Source organism: Brevundimonas sp. TWP3-1-2b1, from assembly GCF_049896165.1.
GTDB lineage: Bacteria > Pseudomonadota > Alphaproteobacteria > Caulobacterales > Caulobacteraceae > Brevundimonas > Brevundimonas subvibrioides_B.
Genome location: NZ_JAFCTT010000008.1, coordinates 61,445 through 78,116, shown reverse-complemented (window position 1 = coordinate 78,116; position 16,672 = coordinate 61,445). Strand labels below are relative to the sequence as shown.

At 67.8% G+C, this 16,672-nt stretch carries 19 protein-coding genes; 5 read left to right on the top strand and 14 right to left on the bottom strand.

The window, feature by feature from the left end; translation table 11 throughout:
- Positions 1-19: 19 nt before the first annotated feature.
- A complete protein-coding gene (dapE, locus tag ACP7AB_RS09490; protein ID WP_425991899.1) occupies positions 20-1,204 on the top strand; it encodes a succinyl-diaminopimelate desuccinylase in 1,185 nt (394 codons plus the stop codon).
- On the opposite strand, the gene ACP7AB_RS09485 is transcribed toward dapE, so the two are convergent.
- From ACP7AB_RS09485 to ACP7AB_RS09475, 3 genes are all read right to left on the bottom strand, one after another.
- Entirely contained in the window at positions 1,201-1,425 is a 225-nt protein-coding gene (locus ACP7AB_RS09485; RefSeq protein ID WP_425991901.1) for a hypothetical protein, read from the bottom strand. The two genes, dapE and ACP7AB_RS09485, sit on opposite strands and share 4 nt — an antisense overlap.
- Before the next feature lie 38 nt (positions 1,426-1,463).
- On the bottom strand, positions 1,464-1,613 hold the full coding sequence (locus tag ACP7AB_RS09480) for a hypothetical protein (protein ID WP_425991903.1): 150 nt from the start codon (positions 1,611-1,613) through the stop codon (positions 1,464-1,466).
- Between the two features lie 83 nt (positions 1,614-1,696).
- A complete protein-coding gene (locus ACP7AB_RS09475) occupies positions 1,697-3,004 on the bottom strand; it encodes an amidohydrolase (protein WP_425991905.1) in 1,308 nt (435 codons plus the stop codon).
- 93 nt (positions 3,005-3,097) lie between these two features.
- Here ACP7AB_RS09475 and ACP7AB_RS09470 point away from each other — a divergent pair, with 93 nt between their 5' ends.
- Entirely contained in the window at positions 3,098-3,442 is a 345-nt protein-coding gene (locus ACP7AB_RS09470; protein WP_425991907.1) for a hypothetical protein, read from the top strand.
- A gap of 29 nt (positions 3,443-3,471) precedes the next feature.
- Here the strand turns inward: ACP7AB_RS09470 and ACP7AB_RS09465 are convergent, their stop codons facing one another.
- Positions 3,472-3,873 (bottom strand): SRPBCC family protein, encoded by a 402-nt coding sequence (locus ACP7AB_RS09465; RefSeq protein ID WP_425991909.1) that lies wholly within the window; start codon positions 3,871-3,873, stop codon positions 3,472-3,474.
- Between the two features lie 302 nt (positions 3,874-4,175).
- Between ACP7AB_RS09465 and ACP7AB_RS09460 the strand changes: the two genes are divergently transcribed.
- Together ACP7AB_RS09460 and ACP7AB_RS09455 are read left to right on the top strand one after the other, a co-directional pair.
- The gene (locus ACP7AB_RS09460; RefSeq protein ID WP_425991911.1) at positions 4,176-5,471 is read left to right on the top strand and encodes an MFS transporter; all 1,296 of its coding nucleotides are present in this window, start codon (positions 4,176-4,178) and stop codon (positions 5,469-5,471) included.
- A 37-nt stretch (positions 5,472-5,508) separates the two neighbouring features.
- The gene (locus ACP7AB_RS09455) at positions 5,509-5,940 is read left to right on the top strand and encodes an SRPBCC family protein (protein WP_425991913.1); all 432 of its coding nucleotides are present in this window, start codon (positions 5,509-5,511) and stop codon (positions 5,938-5,940) included.
- Positions 5,941-5,946: 6 nt separating this feature from the next.
- On the opposite strand, the gene ACP7AB_RS09450 is transcribed toward ACP7AB_RS09455, so the two are convergent.
- The 10 genes from ACP7AB_RS09450 to ACP7AB_RS09405 form a co-directional block, all read right to left on the bottom strand.
- Positions 5,947-6,966: a type II secretion system F family protein gene (locus ACP7AB_RS09450; RefSeq protein ID WP_425991915.1), complete on the bottom strand. Its 1,020-nt coding sequence runs from the start codon at positions 6,964-6,966 to the stop codon at positions 5,947-5,949.
- A 9-nt stretch (positions 6,967-6,975) separates the two neighbouring features.
- Positions 6,976-7,956 (bottom strand): type II secretion system F family protein, encoded by a 981-nt coding sequence (locus ACP7AB_RS09445; RefSeq protein WP_425991917.1) that lies wholly within the window; start codon positions 7,954-7,956, stop codon positions 6,976-6,978.
- A gap of 5 nt (positions 7,957-7,961) precedes the next feature.
- A complete protein-coding gene (locus ACP7AB_RS09440) occupies positions 7,962-9,599 on the bottom strand; it encodes a CpaF family protein (RefSeq protein ID WP_425991919.1) in 1,638 nt (545 codons plus the stop codon).
- A 3-nt stretch (positions 9,600-9,602) separates the two neighbouring features.
- Positions 9,603-11,117, bottom strand: a complete 1,515-nt coding sequence (locus ACP7AB_RS09435; RefSeq protein ID WP_425991921.1) for an AAA family ATPase — start codon at positions 11,115-11,117, stop codon at positions 9,603-9,605.
- A 6-nt stretch (positions 11,118-11,123) separates the two neighbouring features.
- Complete coding sequence (locus tag ACP7AB_RS09430) at positions 11,124-11,801, bottom strand: CpaD family pilus assembly protein (protein ID WP_425991923.1); 678 nt, start codon at positions 11,799-11,801, stop codon at positions 11,124-11,126.
- A gap of 8 nt (positions 11,802-11,809) precedes the next feature.
- A complete protein-coding gene (locus ACP7AB_RS09425; protein ID WP_425991925.1) occupies positions 11,810-13,462 on the bottom strand; it encodes a type II and III secretion system protein family protein in 1,653 nt (550 codons plus the stop codon).
- The gene (cpaB, locus tag ACP7AB_RS09420; RefSeq protein WP_425991927.1) at positions 13,459-14,400 is read right to left on the bottom strand and encodes a Flp pilus assembly protein CpaB; all 942 of its coding nucleotides are present in this window, start codon (positions 14,398-14,400) and stop codon (positions 13,459-13,461) included. The genes ACP7AB_RS09425 and cpaB overlap by 4 nt, the downstream gene beginning before the upstream one ends.
- Before the next feature lie 103 nt (positions 14,401-14,503).
- Positions 14,504-15,016 (bottom strand): A24 family peptidase, encoded by a 513-nt coding sequence (locus tag ACP7AB_RS09415; protein WP_425991929.1) that lies wholly within the window; start codon positions 15,014-15,016, stop codon positions 14,504-14,506.
- Positions 15,017-15,129: 113 nt separating this feature from the next.
- A complete protein-coding gene (locus ACP7AB_RS09410) occupies positions 15,130-15,294 on the bottom strand; it encodes a Flp family type IVb pilin (RefSeq protein ID WP_298159380.1) in 165 nt (54 codons plus the stop codon).
- A 412-nt stretch (positions 15,295-15,706) separates the two neighbouring features.
- Entirely contained in the window at positions 15,707-15,871 is a 165-nt protein-coding gene (locus tag ACP7AB_RS09405) for a Flp family type IVb pilin (RefSeq protein ID WP_425991931.1), read from the bottom strand.
- Between the two features lie 364 nt (positions 15,872-16,235).
- On the opposite strand from ACP7AB_RS09405, the gene ACP7AB_RS09400 reads away from it, so the two are divergent.
- On the top strand, positions 16,236-16,670 hold the full coding sequence (locus tag ACP7AB_RS09400; RefSeq protein ID WP_425991933.1) for a pilus assembly protein N-terminal domain-containing protein: 435 nt from the start codon (positions 16,236-16,238) through the stop codon (positions 16,668-16,670).
- Positions 16,671-16,672 lie beyond the last annotated feature (2 nt).

Sequence of the window (16,672 nt, the reverse complement as noted above, 5' to 3'; positions counted from 1 at the left end):
CTCCCTAAAGCATAGCCGTATGGGCGCAGCATCAACTCCTGTCATCGATCCTGTCGAACTGACCCGCGATCTGATCCGAAGACCGTCCGTCACGCCCGCTGACGCGGGCGCCATGGACACCCTTCAGCGCGTCCTCACCGACCTCGGCTTCACCTGCCGCCGCATGGCCTTCGAGGGGCCGGGCGGCGAGGGCAGGGAGGCGCGGATCGAGAACCTCTACGCCCGGCGCGGGACCGCCTCGCCGAACCTCTGCTTCGCCGGCCACACCGACGTCGTCCCGACCGGCGAGGCCGCCGCCTGGTCGTCCGGCCCGTTCGAGGCCGAGGTCAGGGATGGCATCCTCTACGGCCGGGGCGCCGTGGACATGAAGGGCGGCATCGCCGCCTGGGTCGCCGCCGTGTCGCAGGTGCTGGCCGAGGGCGAACCGGCAGGCTCCCTCTCCTTCCTCATCACCGGCGACGAAGAGGGCCCCGCGCTGCACGGCACCAAGCGGGTGGTCGAAACCCTGATGGCCGAGGGCGAGGTCATCGACGCCTGCGTCGTCGGCGAACCGTCGTCGCAGCAGCAGCTGGGCGACATGATCAAGATCGGCCGGCGCGGCTCGCTGAACACCTGGATCACCGTCCACGGCAAACAGGGCCACGTCGCCTATCCCGCCCGGGCCGCCAATCCCGCGCCCGTGCTGCTGCGCCTGCTGGCCGCGCTCGACGCCCATGTGCTCGACACGGGCTACGAAGCCTTCCAGCCGTCGAACCTGGAGATCACCACCATCGACATCGCCAATCCGGCGACGAACGTCATCCCGGCCGAGGCCCGCGCGCGGCTCAATATCCGCTTCAACCCGGCCCAGACTGGTGACGGCCTGATCGACTGGCTGAACCGCGAGGCGGGCCGGGTGCAGGCCGAGACCGGGCTACAGATCACGCTGGAACACATGTGCTCCGGCGACGCCTTTCTGACGCCGCACGGCCCGTTCGTGACGGCGGTGCAGGACGCGGTGGAGGCCTCGACCGGCGTGCGCCCGGAGGCCTCCACCACGGGCGGCACGTCGGACGCCCGTTTCATCCGCGTCCTGTGTCCGGTCCTTGAGCTGGGCCTCGTCGGCCAGACCATGCATCAGGTCGACGAGCGGGTTCCGGTCGCCGAGCTCGACGCCCTGACCGCGACCTATCGCAGGGTCATCAAGGCGGTTCTGGCCGGCTAGTTCAGCGGCCCGGTCGGCGTCGCAGCCATCAGCGCCAATCGGGCGATACGGCGGTCCATGTCGGCGACCAAAGCCTCAAGTCGCGCCTTTTCCGACGCCATATCAACGGGCGTGCCGTCCTCATAGAGAATCTGCGCGCCCTGCTGGATCAGGTTCAGGCGATGGATCGCCGTGTCGCGCGCGGCCTTGAAGCGTTCCAGTTCGGTATCGGAGGAGGTCATCGGCCTCCCCTCGCCGCCCCTGCGCCGCAGGTCAAGCTTCAGGCGAGGACCGCAGCCGCGTGATTCATCATCACCACCGCTCCACCCATCGTCGCGAGGAAGGAGGCGAGGAAGAAGCCGGTCTCTCGCCAGAGCTGGCGTCGAGGCATCGGCTCGATGGCGGGAAGATGGAAGTTCAGGATCCTCATGGTCGCTCTCCGGCGTGACCCACGGAGGTTGCGCCCGGTTCGTTGAACGATTGTGCACGAAGGTGGCGAACGCGCCGTTGACCCTATTCCCGTTCCAGGAAGCGCAGGGCCGAGAGGGCATGGGTCTTCACACCGAGCACCAGCACATCCTCGTTGACGTCGAACCGGGGCGAGTGGTTCGGCGCGGCCGTCGCCGGATCGACGCCGTCGGCGGTCCCGCCAAGGTGATAGAAGACGCCCGGGACCTCGTTCTGGAAATACGAGAAGTCCTCTGCCACCGTCGTCGGCGGCGCGGCCGGGTTGACGTTGCCCGCGCCCGCGACCTCGGTCAGGACCGGGGCCAGCCAGGCGGACAGCTCTTCGTTGTTGAACACCAGGGCGGCGTTCTGGCGGATCGAGAAGTCGGCGGTCGCGCCATAGGCTTCGGCGACGTGGTCGATGGCGGCCTCGGCCCGCTTCACCAGATCGTCGCGCTGGGCCACGTCGAAGGTGCGCAGCGTACCCGACATCACCGCCTCGTCCGGAATGATGTTGTAGCGGACGCCCGCCTGGATCGTGGCGATGGTGAAGACGGTCGGCGTGGTCGTCGGATCGATGGTCCGGGCCGTCAGGGTGTTCACCGTCTGGATCACCTGTCCCGCCACGGCGATGACGTCGACGCCGCGCCACGGCCAGGCGCCGTGGGTCTGACGCCCATGCAGGGTGATGTCGACCCGGTCCGACGCGGCCATAAAGCCCTGCGGTCGATAGAAGACCGTCCCCGCCCGGCCCGGCACGACATGCAGGCCGAAGATGGCCTCGACCTTCGGGTTCTCCAGAGCCCCGTCCTGGATCATCAGCCGGGCGCCGCCCAGCGGCTCTCCCGGAGGAACCCCCTCCTCCGCCGGCTGGAAGATGAAGACGACGGTCCCCGCGAACCGGTCTTTCATCCCGCTCAGCACGCGCGCGGCGCCCAGCAGCATGGCGATGTGGGCGTCGTGACCGCAGGCGTGGGCCACCGGCACAGTCTGGCCCTGATAGGTCCCCGTCGCGGTCGAGGCGAACGGAAGACCCGTCGCTTCCAGCACCGGCAGGGCATCCATGTCGGCGCGCAGGGCCACGACGTGCTGCGGCCCGGATCCGGTCCCGCGCAGGACGCCGACGACGCCGGTGCGTCCCACGCCCTCGCGCACCTCGATCCCCATCTCGCGCAGGTGTTCGGCGACGAAGGCGGCGGTGCGGGTCTCGGCCAGGCCGAGTTCCGGATGGGCATGGAGGTCGCGGCGCCAGGCAATCACCTCGGCCTCGATCCCCTGGGCTGCCGTCGCGATGTCGGCGGCGGGCACCACTTGAGCGAATGCGGGAGCCGCGACGAGGGTCAGGGCGGCGGCAATAGCGGCGATGCGGATCATGCAAGCTCCGGGAAAGGTCCGGGGATGATGGCGGCGCCCGGCCGCTGGACGCAAGCGCCTTGCAACACGGCGCTCGGTGACCGACATCAGGTCATGGCCATCAAGATCTCCAGGACGAAATGGCGCGACGTCGTCCTGGTCTGCAAGAAATGCCAGAAGAAGCTCGACGGCGGCTTCGGCCCGCACGGCGACAAGAGCCTGAAGAAGGCGCTGAAAAAGTATCTGAAGCCCGGCGACGGCAAGGGTCGCAAGGCGGAGCTGGCCGTGATCGAGACGGCCTGTTTCGACGTCTGTCCGAAGAATGCGGTCGTCTGCGTCAACGCGGCTGAGCCCAAGGCCCTGCTGATCGTCCCGGTCGGCGCCGACCTGTTCGAGGTCAAGGCGCGGCTGGGGCTCGACGACGGGCGACGATTGAAGCCGACGCTGACGATCGTCTAGCCAACCCTCTCCCAGAGGGAGAGGGAAACTCACCCCGCCGCATTCTCCATCGCGGCTTTGATCGCGTCGGCGCCCGCGTTCATCATGCCTTCGATGCGGTCCATCGGGTCGTCCGGCAGGAAATCCACCACCCAGACGAACCGGCACCGGTCCTCGCCTTCGGGCACGACGGCGTTCGAGGCGCTGTGGTGTTCGAACAGATCAGCGAGGATCGAATAGACGATGCGGCGATGCTCGTCGTCGATGGCGATCAGCCGCTCGCGCATGACCAGGCCGCCGCCGAAGGTGACGGTGCGGATGTCCCCATCGACCACCGTGTCCAGGATGAAACCCGGCGCGACCCGGGTGTGCAGCGCCCCGAAATCGCGCAGCCGATCCCAGACGAAGTCCGCCGACGCCTCGATGATCCGTTCGATATGGAGGGTGGCCATGCCCGTCTCCCGTTCCCCTGCACGGTGGCGAATTCGTCGCCCGATGTCTCGCGGCATTCGGACGGGATCGCCGACCTTCGACACGACACCCATCAACGCACGCCCGGAATCTCTCAACGATTTCAGCATCGCAACGAAATTTACAGGTTTATTTCAGGCGCCTCTGAAAACCGTGCGACACTTTCCCGACTTTTCGCACGGCCGTCCCGCCGCCCGCCTTCGATGTAGACTCTGTCGACTCCGTAGACTCTATTTTCAGAGTCGCGGCCCCCTCCTCCGAACACGGATCCAGACAAGACTTCATGTCCCCCCGCTCTCCCGCCTTCATGATCCTGTTCGCCGTCAGCCTGATCGCGACGGCGGGGAACATGGGGCTGCAGTCGGTGCTGCCGGCGATCGGACGCGAGTTCCATCTGGCCGACACCCTGGTCGCCGGCGCCTTCGCCATCTCGGCCCTGATGTGGACGTTGACCTCGCCGTTCTGGGCGCGCTGGTCGGACAGTATCGGGCGCAAGAAGGTCATCCTGATCGGCCTGACAGGCTTCGTCGTCTCGATGACCGGCTTCGGTCTGGCGGCGACCTCCGGCATCGAGGGCTGGCTGGGCGCCGGCGTCGCCTTCATCCTGATGGCGACGGCGCGGACCATCTACGGCGTGTTCGGCTCCGCCTCCCCCATCGCCTCACAGGCCTATGTCGCCGACCGCACCACCCCGGAACAACGGACCCAGGCCATGTCGCTGCTGGCCTCGGCCCAGGGCCTGGGCACGGTGATCGGGCCGGTGCTGTCGCCCTTCTTCATCCTGCCGCTCGTGGGGCTGGCGGGACCGATGTACGTCTACGCCCTCGTCGGCCTGGTCGTGCTGCTGGTCGTCTGGTTCAAGCTCCCGAGCGGCGAGGTGATCCGCACCCCCTCGCCCAGCGGGCGACGCGGCGACGCCGCCAGGGGCCTGTGGCGCGACCCGCGCGTGCGCGACTTCCTGCTGTTCGGCCTGTTCATCACGGGGGCCCAGGCGGTCAACATCTCGGTCCTGGGTTTTCACATCATCGACGAGTTCGCGGCCACCGGAATGGAGGCGCGCCAGGCCCAGCCCTTCATCGGTCTGGCCATGTTCGCCGGCGCCCTGGCCACCCTGATGGTGCAATGGGGACTGATCCCCCTGCTCAAGATGCAGCCGCTCCAGCTGATGCGCTGGGGGGCGATCCTGGCCCTGGTCGGCAACCTGATGACGATCGCGGCCCCGGCCTATTTCGGCGTCGTCGTCGGCTATGCCGTGGTGTCGATGGGCGTTGGTTTCGCCCGGCCGGGCTTCACGGCGGGCGCCTCGATCGCGGTGGGGCCGCACGAGCAGGGGGCCATCGCCGGGCTGATGATGTCGCTGGCGGGGCTCAGTTTCCTGGTGCCGCCGGTCGTCGGGGTAGCCCTGTACGAGCTGGTCGAGTGGGCGCCGTTCGCGGCCAACGCAGCCTTGCTGGCGGCGGGCGTCGCCCTGGCCTACCTCAGCCCGGTGCTGCGCTACGACCCCACCCCGGGCGTCGAAGACAATCCTGCGCCCGATGCGCCCCCCGCCTCACAGCCGGGGCCTGAGGGCAACCGTTAGCCTTGCGTCCGGGCGGGAGGCTTGCGAAATCACGACCATGAACTTCAAGATCGAGAAACGCGTCGGCGTCCGCGCCCCTTCCGACAGGATCTGGGAGGTCATCGCCGACCTGCCGGGCTGGGACCAGTGGAACCCGATCGAGACAGGCGTCAGCGGAACCATCGCCTTCGGCGGCGTGATCAAGCTGACGGAACGCATCGAAGGCCAGCCGGAGCGTCAGGTCACCGGTCGCGTCGCCGACTGGCAGCCGAACGCCCAGCTGGTCTGGACCGAGAAGCGCGGCTGGCTGTTCAATGTGGTCCGCTACTACGAGATCGAGGAGCTCGAGCCCGGCAGCTGCATCATCGCCAACGGCTTCATCTTCTCCGGCTTCCGCGGCGAAGGCTTCCACGACAAGCACAAGAAGACGATCCGCACCGCCTGCGAAGCCATCGGCGAGGCATTGAAGCTGAAGGTCGACAGCCTGTAGGCGGCCCTACTTCTCCGCGCTCTGCTCGGCGCGGGGCACGTCCCTGGCTGCATTCGAGGCCATGGTGTCCTGGATCTTGATGATGGCAGGACCCAGGATGACGGTGAACAGCACCGGCAGGAAGAACAGGATCATCGGCACGGTCAGCTGGGCCGGCAGGGCCGCAGCCTTCTTCTCCGCCGCCGACAGGCGCAGATCGCGGTTCTCCTTGGCCATGGTCCGCAGCGCTGACCCCAGGGGCGTGCCGTACTGTTCGGCCTGGACCATGGCGGTGGCGACGGCGCGGACGCCCGGATGGTTGGTCCGTTTGGCCAGGCCCTCATAGGCCATGCGCCGCTCCGGCAGGTAGCTGAGCTCGGCGGACAGAAGGCTGAGTTCCTCGGCCAGGGCTATGGAGGTGGTGCCGATCTCCTGGGCCACCTTCACGATCGCGGACTCGATCGACATCCCCGCCTCGACGCAGATCAGCATCAGGTCGAGCGCGTCGGGAAAGGCCTGCATGATCGACGTCTTGCGCTTGGCGATCACGTTCTGGAGGAACATGTTCGGGGCGTAGAACCCGGCCATGGCGCCCGCCATCACGATCGCCACCTTGACCATCAACGGCTGGCCGAAGTCGTTGATGAAGAAGATGTAGACCCCAGCCAGCAGGAAGCCGACGAAGGGCGAGGCGAACCGGAAGAAGTAGAAGGTCGTCAGCGGCCGGGGGCCCCGGAAGCCGGCCTGGGCCATCTGCTCGACGACCTTGGGGTCCTCCAGCATCTTGGTCAGGTTCAGCCGGTCGACGACCGTCTTCTTGAAGCCGTCGTCCGTGTGGCGAAGACCGCCGCCGCCGGCTGCAATGGCCTGGCGCGAGCGGCGCTTCAGTTCGTCGCGACGGACGGCGACCGCCTTCATCCGACTTTCCAGGGCCACGCCGCTGCCCATTCCGCCCAGCAGGGTCAGGATGGTGGCGAAGACCAGCACGGCCACCGCCAGGCTGATCAGGTTCACCGGCTCGACGATGGCGCGCATGATGGATTCCATCTCGCCCTCCTAGAACTTGAACGAGATCATGCGCTTCATCACGAAGATGCCGATCGCCATCCAGGTGGCGCCGCACAGCAGCATGATCTGGCCGCGGAAGTCGGTGAACATCAGCAGCATGTAGCTGGGGGTCGTGATCGACACGAGGATCATGACCACGGGCGGCATGGAGCCGATGATGCCGGCCGAGGCCACTGCCTCGGACGACAGGGCCTTGATCTTTTCGCCCATCATCCGGCGCGCACGCAGCACGGTCGAAAGGTTTCCCAGCGCCTCGGCCAGATTGCCGCCGGTCTTCTGCTGGATGGCGATGACGATGGCGAAGAACTTCAGCTCCGGGGTCGGCATCCGCTCGTACATCCGGTCCAGGGCCTGGGCCAGGGTCAGGCCGACGCCCAGTCCCTCGACCAGCTTCTGGAACTCGGGACCGAGCGGCGCGGGGCTCTCCCTGGCGATGATCTTGAAACAGTCGTGCACCGGCAGGCCGGTCTTGATGCCGCGCACGATAACGTCGACGGCGTTGGGGAATTCGGCTGCGAACTTCTTCATCCGGCTCTTGCCGATGAAGCCGACGACCCAGCGCGGCAGGCCCAGACCGGCGACCAGGCCCGCGCCCAGGGCGACGAAGACGTTCGGCCCGAACAGCAGCGCCAGCAGGAAGACGATGACCCCGGCGGCGATGCTGATGATCGTGAAGGTCCTGATCGTCATGGCCATGCCGGCATGTTTCAGCTTGGCCGCCATCGTCATACGGGCCTTGCGCTCCTGGCGGTCGGCCTCCTTGAGTTGAAGCTCGATGGCCTTCCGCCGGGCTTCGGGCGTATTGGCCTCCGCCTTCGCGGCCTTGGCGCGTGCGTTGCGCGCCGAGGGAGAGGTGAATCCTTCAGCGCGCTTCAGGGCCTGGCCGCTGGAATCGTCGCCACCGACGAAGGCCCAGCCCAGGCCGCCGATGGTGATGAAGGCGAGGACGGCGGCGAGGATCGGCAGCATCTCGCCTACTCCGCCGCGTCGAGCGCTTCGGCCAGCTCGCGCTCCAGGCCGTAGTAGCGGGCGCGGTCCCAGAAGCGGGGGCGGGCGATGCCGGTCGAACGGTGACGGCCGACGATCTTGCCGTTCTCGTCCTCGCCGGTGATCTCGTAGACGAACAGGTCCTGGGTCACGATCACGTCGCCTTCCAGCCCCACCACCTCGGTGATGTGGGTGATGCGGCGCGAGCCGTCCCTGAGGCGCGCGGCCTGGATGATTACGTCGACCGAGCCGACGATCATCTCGCGGATCGTCTTGGACGGCAGGCCGTAGCCGCCCATGGTGATCATCGATTCCATCCGGCTGATGGCTTCGCGCGGGCTGTTGGCGTGCAGCGTGCCCATGGAGCCGTCGTGGCCGGTGTTCATCGCCTGCAGCAGGTCAAAGGCTTCCGGTCCGCGGACCTCGCCGACGATGATCCGCTCGGGACGCATCCGCAGGCAGTTCTTGACCAGATCCCGCATGGTGATCGTGCCCTGACCCTCAAGGTTGGGCGGGCGGGTTTCCAGACGGACGACGTGCGGCTGCTGCAGCTGCAGCTCGGCGGCGTCCTCGCAGGTGATGACCCGCTCTGTCGGGTCGATGAAGGCGGTCAGGGTGTTGAGCAGGGTGGTCTTGCCCGAACCCGTACCGCCCGAGATGACGATGTTGCAGCGGCAGGCGCCGATGACGCCCAGGACGCGGGCCCCTTCCGGGCTGATGGAGGCGTACTCCACCAGGTTCTTCATCGTCAGCTTGTCTTTTTTGAACTTCCGGATCGTCAGGGTCGGGCCGTCGATGGCCAGCGGCGGGGCGATGACGTTGACGCGGCTGCCGTCCGGGAGGCGGGCGTCGCAGATCGGGGAGCTCTCGTCCACGCGGCGGCCGACCTGGCTCACGATCCGCTGGCAGATGTTCATCAGTTGGGTGTTGTCGCGGAAGCGGACATTGGTCAGCTGGACCTTGCCGTTGACCTCGATGAACACCCGGCCCGCGCCGTTGACCATGATGTCGGCGATGTCGTCGCGGCCCAGCAGCGGCTCCAGCGGGCCGTAACCCAGGACGTCGTTGACGATGTCCTGGACCAGATGCTCCTGCTCGGCGACCGACATGGAGACGTTCTTGATCGCCACCAGTTCGGCGACGATGTCGCGGATCTCTTCGGACGCGGCCTTGGTGTCCAGCTGCGCCAGCTGGGCCAGGTCGATCGTGTTCATCAGCGCGTTGAAGATCGTCGTCTTCGTGGCGTGGTAATAGTCGCTCTGCTCGCGGACGATCTCGGCGACCGCCTGGGCCTTTTTCAGCTGTTCGAAGCCGGGGGTCGCCTTGGGGCCGGGTCCGGCGTTCGGCGGCGGCGCAGCGGCCGGCCTGGGTCGCGCGGCGAGCGCATCAAGACGATCGGCGGCAGGCGACGGCGGGGCGGACGCCGCACGTCCGGAGGTGTGGGCGAACCCGGTCTCGGCCGGCGGGGCCTCGGCGGAATAGGCAAAGGCCTGGGTCTGCTGGCCCTGGGCCGGTTGGGTCGGCAAGGCGTCATCGAACGCCTCGGCCGGTTGGGGCGCGGGCGCAGGCGCGGCCCGGGGCTGGGTCGCCACGCCGCCGGGCTGGGATGTGCGCTTTCCGAACACCCGTCAGGTCTTCTTCTTGAACAGACCGGAGAACATCGACTTCTGTTCGCCTTTCGGCGCCTTGCCGGGCCCGGCGATCATCGGCAGTTCGCGGCGCGAGACGATCTGGGCCAGGGTCTGGAAGGCCTCGGCCGCCTTGGACCTGGCCCCCGCGTCGAGAATCATCTGACCATTGTTGGCCGCCATGCCGAACAGCTTGGCGTCGAACGGAATCGACAGGCTGGGATGGATGCCGAGGGCCGCGCCGAAGTCCTTGGCCGGGATTTCCGGGCGACCCGGCACGCCGACCTGATTCAGCACCAGCCGGGGCGGCGCGTCGTTCGGACGACCCGAACGGATCAGGTCGATTATGTTCTTGGCGTTGCGCAGGCTGGCCAGATCCGGCGTCGCCACGACCACGACCTCATCGGCCGAGATCAGGGTCTTGCGCATCCAGCCGGTCCAGATGTGCGGCAGGTCCAGGACCACGAAGGGCGCGGTGCCGCGGATCTGGGCGGTGACTTCCTCGAAGGCGTCGGGCGAGATGTCCCAGTCCGTGTCCAGGGTCGCGGGCGCCGCGAACAGAGACAGCTTGTCGGTGCAGCGGACCATCATCCGGTCCAGCAGGACGGCATCAAGCCGGTCGGGCTGGCCCAAGGCGTCAGCTACGCCCGACAGCGGGTCCTGGTTGAAGTCGAGGCCCGCCGTGCCGAACGGCAGGTCGTAGTCGACGATGACGGTGTTGGCGCCGATCCGCTCCGACATCGCATAGGCGGTGTTGTGCGCGACCGAGGAGGCCCCCGCCCCGCCTCGTGCGCCGACGAAGGCGATCGAGCGGCCGACGAACGGCTGGGCCGGGTCGGAGAAAAGTCCGCCGATCGCGGCGATGAGCTCAAGCGGCTGGATCGGGGCGACCAGATATTCGCTGACGCCGCGTTTCATCAGCTCGCGGAACAGGATGATGTCGTTGGTCGCGCCGATCACCACGACCTTGGTGCCGGCGTCGCAGACCTCGGCCAGGCGATCAACCTGCCAAAGCAGGGCCTGCGGGTCCTCGAGGCATTCGACGATGATCAGCGGCGGCGTCGGCTCGTGCGAATAGGCGTCCAGGGCGCCCGGGATGCCGCCGACGCGGATCTGGGTCGTGGCGCGGGACATGCGCCGGTCCTGACCCGCGCGCTCTGCGGCGGCGAGGGTGTCCTGACGCTCGGCGAAGACGTGGATGGCGATGCGCGGAACCGTGACCTCGTTCTGCAGCCCGGAGAGCTGGGGCGCGAAGGCGGCGGAGGCGCCGGCCACCAGTTCGCCGACCGGGTTGTAGCCCGGCGCGGGGCCGGGTCCCGAAGCCATCGGCAGGCCGGGATGTGCCACGACCGCCCCTGCAGGCGGCGGAGCGCCGGCCGGAGCGGTGAATTGCAACGGCTCGCGCGGATTGATGTCGGCGTCCGGCGACGGCGCGGCGGCCGGCATGAAGTCGAGATCGGCGTCGAACTCGTCGTCGAGGTCGTCAAGAGGGCGGGAGGCGGAGGCATTGGTCATGTCGCGTCAGTCCACCGCATTCGAGATGCGCTGGTTCTCGATCATCGGTTCGCGCGTCGCCGCCGTCGGCTCACCCAGCCGGTATTTGTCGAAGACGACCGCGCGGCGTGCTGCGCTGCCCGGCTGGATGGCGCGCGGCGAAATGATGTCCCGGGGATCGGCGATCTGGGCGGCGAGGTTGGCGTTCACGGCGCAACCGAAGTTGGCGTAGCCGGCGTTGGCGCCGGTGCGGCCGAGATTGGTCCAGCTGGTCCCGCACTGGGGCACGGCGGCCCGGACGGTGTCGAACCCGACCAGCACCGGGGCGCGGGGATCGGGCGCGAGATAGGTCACGACCCGGACCTGGTAGGGCGGCACGCCCTGCGCTTCGAGGGCGCCCTTGATCCGCCAGGCGACGTCCGACGAGACGGGGTCGTCACCCGATGGCGCCTCGACCGTCAGCATCGGCGCGCCTTCGACGGCGAAACGATTAACCATGTCGCCCAGGGCCAGGGTCTGGTTTTCCGACAGGCCCGTCTCGTGCACGGCGAAAGCCACACGGTCGATGCCCGGCTCGACCTGCAAGGCGAAGCGCGAGGTCGGCGTCAGGGGCACCGGTCCGGAACCGGCGGCGCCGCCGCAGGCCGCCAGCGGGGCGGCCAGCAGGACCGCCGAGGCGAGCACGATCAGGGAAGGACGGGTCATGGCGGCGCTCACTCGATCACATAGCCGACGGGGCCCTGCCATCCGGCCGAGGGCGAGGCGGTGGGGGCGGGGGATCCGTAGGCCTGGTTCAACTGGCCGAAGAAGATGGTCTGGGCGTCGTTGGCGATGCGCAGGCCGTCAGCGGGCGTCTGCATCCGGCCGGGCGAGGTCGGACTGACGATATAGGGCTCCACGATCATCACCAGTTCGGTCTCGCCCGACAGATAGTCGCGCGACCGGAACAGCGAACCGAGCACCGGCAGGTTGGTCACACCGGGCAGGGAATCGACCGTCTGGCGGGTGCTTTCCTGGAGCAGGCCCGCAATCATCATCGACCCGCCCGAGGGCAGTTCGACCGTTGTGGACGACCGTCGCACGCCCAGACCCGGCAGGGTGATGGACGACGGCGTGCCGGCGCCGAGGGTGAAGCCGCCGCCCGCCTGCAGCTCGGAGACCTCCATCGAGATCTGCAACGAGATGTTGCCGCCCGAAAGCACGATCGGGCGGAAGGCCAGGCTGACGCCATAGGGCTTGTATTCGATGGTGACGTTGCCGTCACGATCACGACCGGTCGGAGTCGGGAACTCGCCGCCGGCCAGGAAGCTGGCGCTTTCGCCGTTGACCGCCGTCAGGTTGGGCTCTGCCAGGGTGCGCACCAGGCCGACGCGCTCAAACGCCTCAAGGCAGTTCTGGGTGTTGGTGCCGGTGACCGTCGAATAGATCGTCTGGGCCAGGCCGGTGATGGCGTTGGTCACCGTGCTGCCGAGCGTGCTGGTGATCGCCCCGGTGACGGCGGTTCCGACCAGCGTATAGGGGCCCGGTTCGCCCTCCATGCCGACCTGCACCTGGTTGATGTTGGTCGTGCCGTTGGTGGCGGTCGTGGTCGTGCCGTTGCTCGTGTTCGACCCGGTCTGGACCTGGTTGTCGTAGTTGGTCGTGCGGGCGTTGTTCTCGCCGTAGCAGAGGCCGTTGCCGCCCAGATAGTTGCCGTTGGCGCCCCAGGTATTGCCCCGGCCGAATCCGATCGACGAGTTGCCGTCGTTGTAGACGACGTTGGTGGCGAGCCCGAGCTGCTTGATGGCGTTGCGCTGAACCTCGACCACCCGGACTTTCAGCGTGACCTGATCCGAGCCGGCGACGCTGAGCATGTTCAGCACCTTCTCCGGCGCCGAGACGAAGGCGCGGGCGACCGAGACGATCCGTTCGGCCTCGGCGGTGCTGGTGACCATGCCGGTCAGGATGATGCTGTCGTTGACCGCCTCCGCGTGGACCTGGGCCCCCGGAGCGATGCGGCTGAGCGTGTCCTGCAGGGCCGAGGTGCCGGCGTCCACGCGGACGCGCAGGGTCAGGATCTGGCGGCCGGCGGCGTCGAGGAAGACCGCGTCGGTCTCGCCGGGCGCGATGCCGATGACGGTGATGCGGCGCGGCGAATGCACATTGGCCTCGGCCACGGCCGGGTTCGACACGATGACGTCCCGCGCATCCGCGGGCAGGTCGACGGCGAAGGAGGTGCCGCGCGGCAGGTTGACCAGCTGCGGACCGGAACCCGCCGCGACCGTCTGGCGCGCGCCATAGGTCTGGGCCGTCGCGGGAGCGGCGGCGCCTGCGGCCACGAGGGCGGCGCAGGCCAGGGCGACGAAACGGTTCACAGAGGCGGTCATTGGACGCTCACCACTTCGGGTTCTCCGCCACGGAAGATGCGGACCGTGGCGGGACGACTGGCGACCGGCGTCCGGGCCGGCGCACCGACGCGGCCCGAGGGACCGGCGGTGTCGGCATAGGACCGCAGGGTCAGCGAAAGAATGCCGGCCGCCTTGGCCAGGGCGAGGGTCTCGGTGTCGCTGGGCGCGATCTCCAGGGTGGCGGTGGCGCCGACCACGGCCTGCTGGTCGTCCTCGGCGCGGGTCGACTGGTCGATGGCCAGGACCTTGACGTTCTGCAGCACCAGACGACTGGCGAACTTGGCCTGGTTCGGAGCATCGTCCGAGCCGCGTTCCAGCTCGACCGTGACGAGCACGTCGACCCGGTCGCCCGGCAGGATGAAGCCGCCGGCGGCGGTCTCGGTCGACACGGCGACGGCCATGGCCCGCATGCCGGGCTCCAGATAGGCGGCCATGTAGCCGCTGTCGCCGGCGCGGACGATCTTGCGGCCCACGATGGGCTCACCGGCCAGGATCGGTTCGCGAACGACCGACCCGAAATATTCCGACTTGGCTCCGCCGCCGGTCAGCGCCTCGGCGGCGCGGGTGACGCGGGCGACCGTGCCCTCGGGCTTGTCTTCTTCCTCGGCTTTGGCGGCCTCGCCCTCGGCGGCGGCGGCTTCAGCCTGGGGCACGGGGACAGATCCGTCGGTGATGAAGGCGGGATTGACCTCGTCGGCGGGCCAGTCCTTCCATTCCAGATCGGCGTCGGTGAGCCGCTGACCGGGCGCCAGATCACGCGCGGCGACCAGCACCTTGGCCATTGGGCGCGCGGGTTCGGCTGCCGCAGCGACAGCCGCAGGCTCGCCAGAGGACGATCCCATGGCGCGCACGACCAGGGCCAGACCGATGGCGGCCACGGCGGCGATGCAGATGACGGCGATACGGGCGGGCTTCATCGACGGTCTCCGGCGAGACCGGGCCCGAATCGTGGCTTCTGCGGTCTACCGTTAACGACCATGGCGGGCGCGGGTTAACGCGACGCTAAATGCGCAAACCTGGCTAGCCGGCGGCGAAGGCCGCGAGCAGAGCGCTGGAAGGAAACGCCATCAGGGCGCCGGCGCATATGGCGATGCCATAGGGAATGTCACCCTTGGTCTCGAGCAGGGTGTGGACCCAGACCGGACCGCCGACGATGTGGGGCGCGACATCGCGCCGGGCGACGATCAGGGCCAGCGACAGCAGGCCGCCGAACACTGCGGTCCAGAGAATGAATTCAAAGGACGCCGATGGACCCAGCCACAGGCAGGCGGCGGCGATCAGCTTGGCGTCTCCGCCGCCGATGACCCGAAGCGCGAAAAGACCCATGCCGACCAGAAGGGCGATGACGGCCACGCCGCCATGCACGCCGACCATGTCGACCGGCAGGCCGACTGCCAGGGCCGCCGGGAAGAAACCGAGGATCAGGGATCCCGACAGCCAGTTCGGAATCCGCATCGTCGTCAGGTCCGACAGGGCTGCGACGATGACCAGGCCGGGCAGGACGCTGAGCAGGGCGAGGGAAACAATGTCCATGACTGCATTCTGCATGGGGCGGGTTAAATCCGGGTTGCCGCGACGGCCTCGCCGGAAAAACAAAGGGCCGGCGCGTTTCCGCGCCGGCCCCCGCTTTCAAGACCCGTGAGGGCTTAGCCGAGCTTGGCCGAGACCTTGCCGAACGTGGCCGACAGGTTGGTGCCGACCAGTTGCACGGCGCCGATGATGACAACAGCGATCAGAGCCGCGATCAGGCCGTACTCGATGGCCGTAGCGCCCGACTCGTCCTTGGCGAAACGCGAAACGAACTTGGTCATGGTGTTCTTCCTTGTGAAATCTGTGAAGCGAGCAACGATGGCTGGGAGGCTCGGTCGCCCGCTTGTCCCCCAAACGCATGGGCATATTGGCCCGGACCGGTTAAAACGGGGCTAGAAGGCGTGGTTACCTGCGCGTTTACTGTGAAAATTCGGCACGACCTGTTTGCGCGGCCAGCAGAGACCCAGCAGCCCTGAACAGGTCGGCCATCCGGGGGATGATGTACAAAGGCATCCGTTAGCGCTTGTTCAGACACCTCGAACGAAACGCGGCTGAAGGTTTCTCACTTCCGGGCTCGTGGCGATTTGCGGCCGGTATTGGGCGGGCGAGGTCCGGTGCGCCGCAACGACCCCGCAAAAAACAGCGGGCCGGCGCGTTTCCGCGCCGGCCCGCGCTTTCAAGAGCCGTGAGGGCTTAGCCGAGCTTGGCCGAGACTTTGTCGAACGTGGCCGACAGGTTGGTGCCGACGAGCTGAACGGCGCCGATGATGACCACGGCGATGAGGGCCGCGATCAGGCCGTATTCGATGGCGGTGGCGCCCGACTCGTCCTCGACAAAACGCGAAATGGACTTGGTCATGATGGTCTTCCCTGTGAAATCGGTGAAACGAGCAGCGATGGCTGGGAGGCTCGGTCGCCCGCTGGTCCCCCAAACGCATGGGCAGACTGTTCCCGACTGGTTAAAGCCAAGATAGAAGCCGTGGATATCCGCTCGTTTACTGTAAAATATCGACCCGGCCCGTATGCGATAACAGCAGGTGGCCGCCAGCGTTGAATAGCTCGGTGCTCCAGCAGGCCAGCCGGTAAAATCATCCACCCGCGCTTGCTCATACGCCTGAATGAAGCAGGACCGAATCTCTCTGGCTTTAGAGTTTGTAGAGGTTTCCGACCGATCTTCGCGTCTCGCCCTCGCGCGCGCCCGCTCAGCTTAAAGGAAACCGAGAATGGCCGGATCGATCGCTGCCCTGCTGCGCCCCGCCCTCCTCGCCGGCCTTCTGCTGGTGGCGGGCGCTGCCCAGGCTCAGACGCTGAACGTCGAGATTGACCGTTCGGCCCGCATCGGCCTGACGGGATCGGCCGCTTCGGTCATCGTCGGCAACCCGGCTATCGCCGATGTCACGGTCGTGGACGCCAACACCCTGTTCGTCACCGGCAAGGGCTATGGCGTGACCGAGGTCGTCGCCGTGGATGGCGTCGGCCGGACCATCTTCCAGGGCGAGATCGTCGTCACCGGCGGATCGACCGGTTCGGTGCGCGTCTGGCGCGGAGCCCAGGCGACCGAGATGGCCTGCGCCGCCTCCTGCGCGCCCAGCATCCGTAACGTCTCCGGTCCTGCCGCCGCCTCGGCCGCTCCGGCGGCTTCCGCCCCGACCCCCTGATC

What these genes read in the sequence shown, in the direction of transcription:
- dapE (WP_425991899.1), top strand. Translation starts at nt 20, where the DNA reads ATGGGCGCAGCATCAACTCCTGTCATCGATCCTGTCGAACTGACCCGC.
- ACP7AB_RS09485 (WP_425991901.1), bottom strand. Translation starts at nt 1,425, where the DNA reads ATGACCTCCTCCGATACCGAACTGGAACGCTTCAAGGCCGCGCGCGAC.
- ACP7AB_RS09480 (WP_425991903.1), bottom strand. Translation starts at nt 1,613, where the DNA reads ATGAGGATCCTGAACTTCCATCTTCCCGCCATCGAGCCGATGCCTCGA.
- ACP7AB_RS09475 (WP_425991905.1), bottom strand. Translation starts at nt 3,004, where the DNA reads ATGATCCGCATCGCCGCTATTGCCGCCGCCCTGACCCTCGTCGCGGCT.
- ACP7AB_RS09470 (WP_425991907.1), top strand. Translation starts at nt 3,098, where the DNA reads ATGGCCATCAAGATCTCCAGGACGAAATGGCGCGACGTCGTCCTGGTC.
- ACP7AB_RS09465 (WP_425991909.1), bottom strand. Translation starts at nt 3,873, where the DNA reads ATGGCCACCCTCCATATCGAACGGATCATCGAGGCGTCGGCGGACTTC.
- ACP7AB_RS09460 (WP_425991911.1), top strand. Translation starts at nt 4,176, where the DNA reads ATGTCCCCCCGCTCTCCCGCCTTCATGATCCTGTTCGCCGTCAGCCTG.
- ACP7AB_RS09455 (WP_425991913.1), top strand. Translation starts at nt 5,509, where the DNA reads ATGAACTTCAAGATCGAGAAACGCGTCGGCGTCCGCGCCCCTTCCGAC.
- ACP7AB_RS09450 (WP_425991915.1), bottom strand. Translation starts at nt 6,966, where the DNA reads ATGGAATCCATCATGCGCGCCATCGTCGAGCCGGTGAACCTGATCAGC.
- ACP7AB_RS09445 (WP_425991917.1), bottom strand. Translation starts at nt 7,956, where the DNA reads ATGCTGCCGATCCTCGCCGCCGTCCTCGCCTTCATCACCATCGGCGGC.
- ACP7AB_RS09435 (WP_425991921.1), bottom strand. Translation starts at nt 11,117, where the DNA reads ATGACCAATGCCTCCGCCTCCCGCCCTCTTGACGACCTCGACGACGAG.
- ACP7AB_RS09430 (WP_425991923.1), bottom strand. Translation starts at nt 11,801, where the DNA reads ATGACCCGTCCTTCCCTGATCGTGCTCGCCTCGGCGGTCCTGCTGGCC.
- ACP7AB_RS09425 (WP_425991925.1), bottom strand. Translation starts at nt 13,462, where the DNA reads ATGACCGCCTCTGTGAACCGTTTCGTCGCCCTGGCCTGCGCCGCCCTC.
- cpaB (WP_425991927.1), bottom strand. Translation starts at nt 14,400, where the DNA reads ATGAAGCCCGCCCGTATCGCCGTCATCTGCATCGCCGCCGTGGCCGCC.
- ACP7AB_RS09415 (WP_425991929.1), bottom strand. Translation starts at nt 15,016, where the DNA reads ATGGACATTGTTTCCCTCGCCCTGCTCAGCGTCCTGCCCGGCCTGGTC.
- ACP7AB_RS09410 (WP_298159380.1), bottom strand. Translation starts at nt 15,294, where the DNA reads ATGACCAAGTTCGTTTCGCGTTTCGCCAAGGACGAGTCGGGCGCTACG.
- ACP7AB_RS09405 (WP_425991931.1), bottom strand. Translation starts at nt 15,871, where the DNA reads ATGACCAAGTCCATTTCGCGTTTTGTCGAGGACGAGTCGGGCGCCACC.
- ACP7AB_RS09400 (WP_425991933.1), top strand. Translation starts at nt 16,236, where the DNA reads ATGGCCGGATCGATCGCTGCCCTGCTGCGCCCCGCCCTCCTCGCCGGC.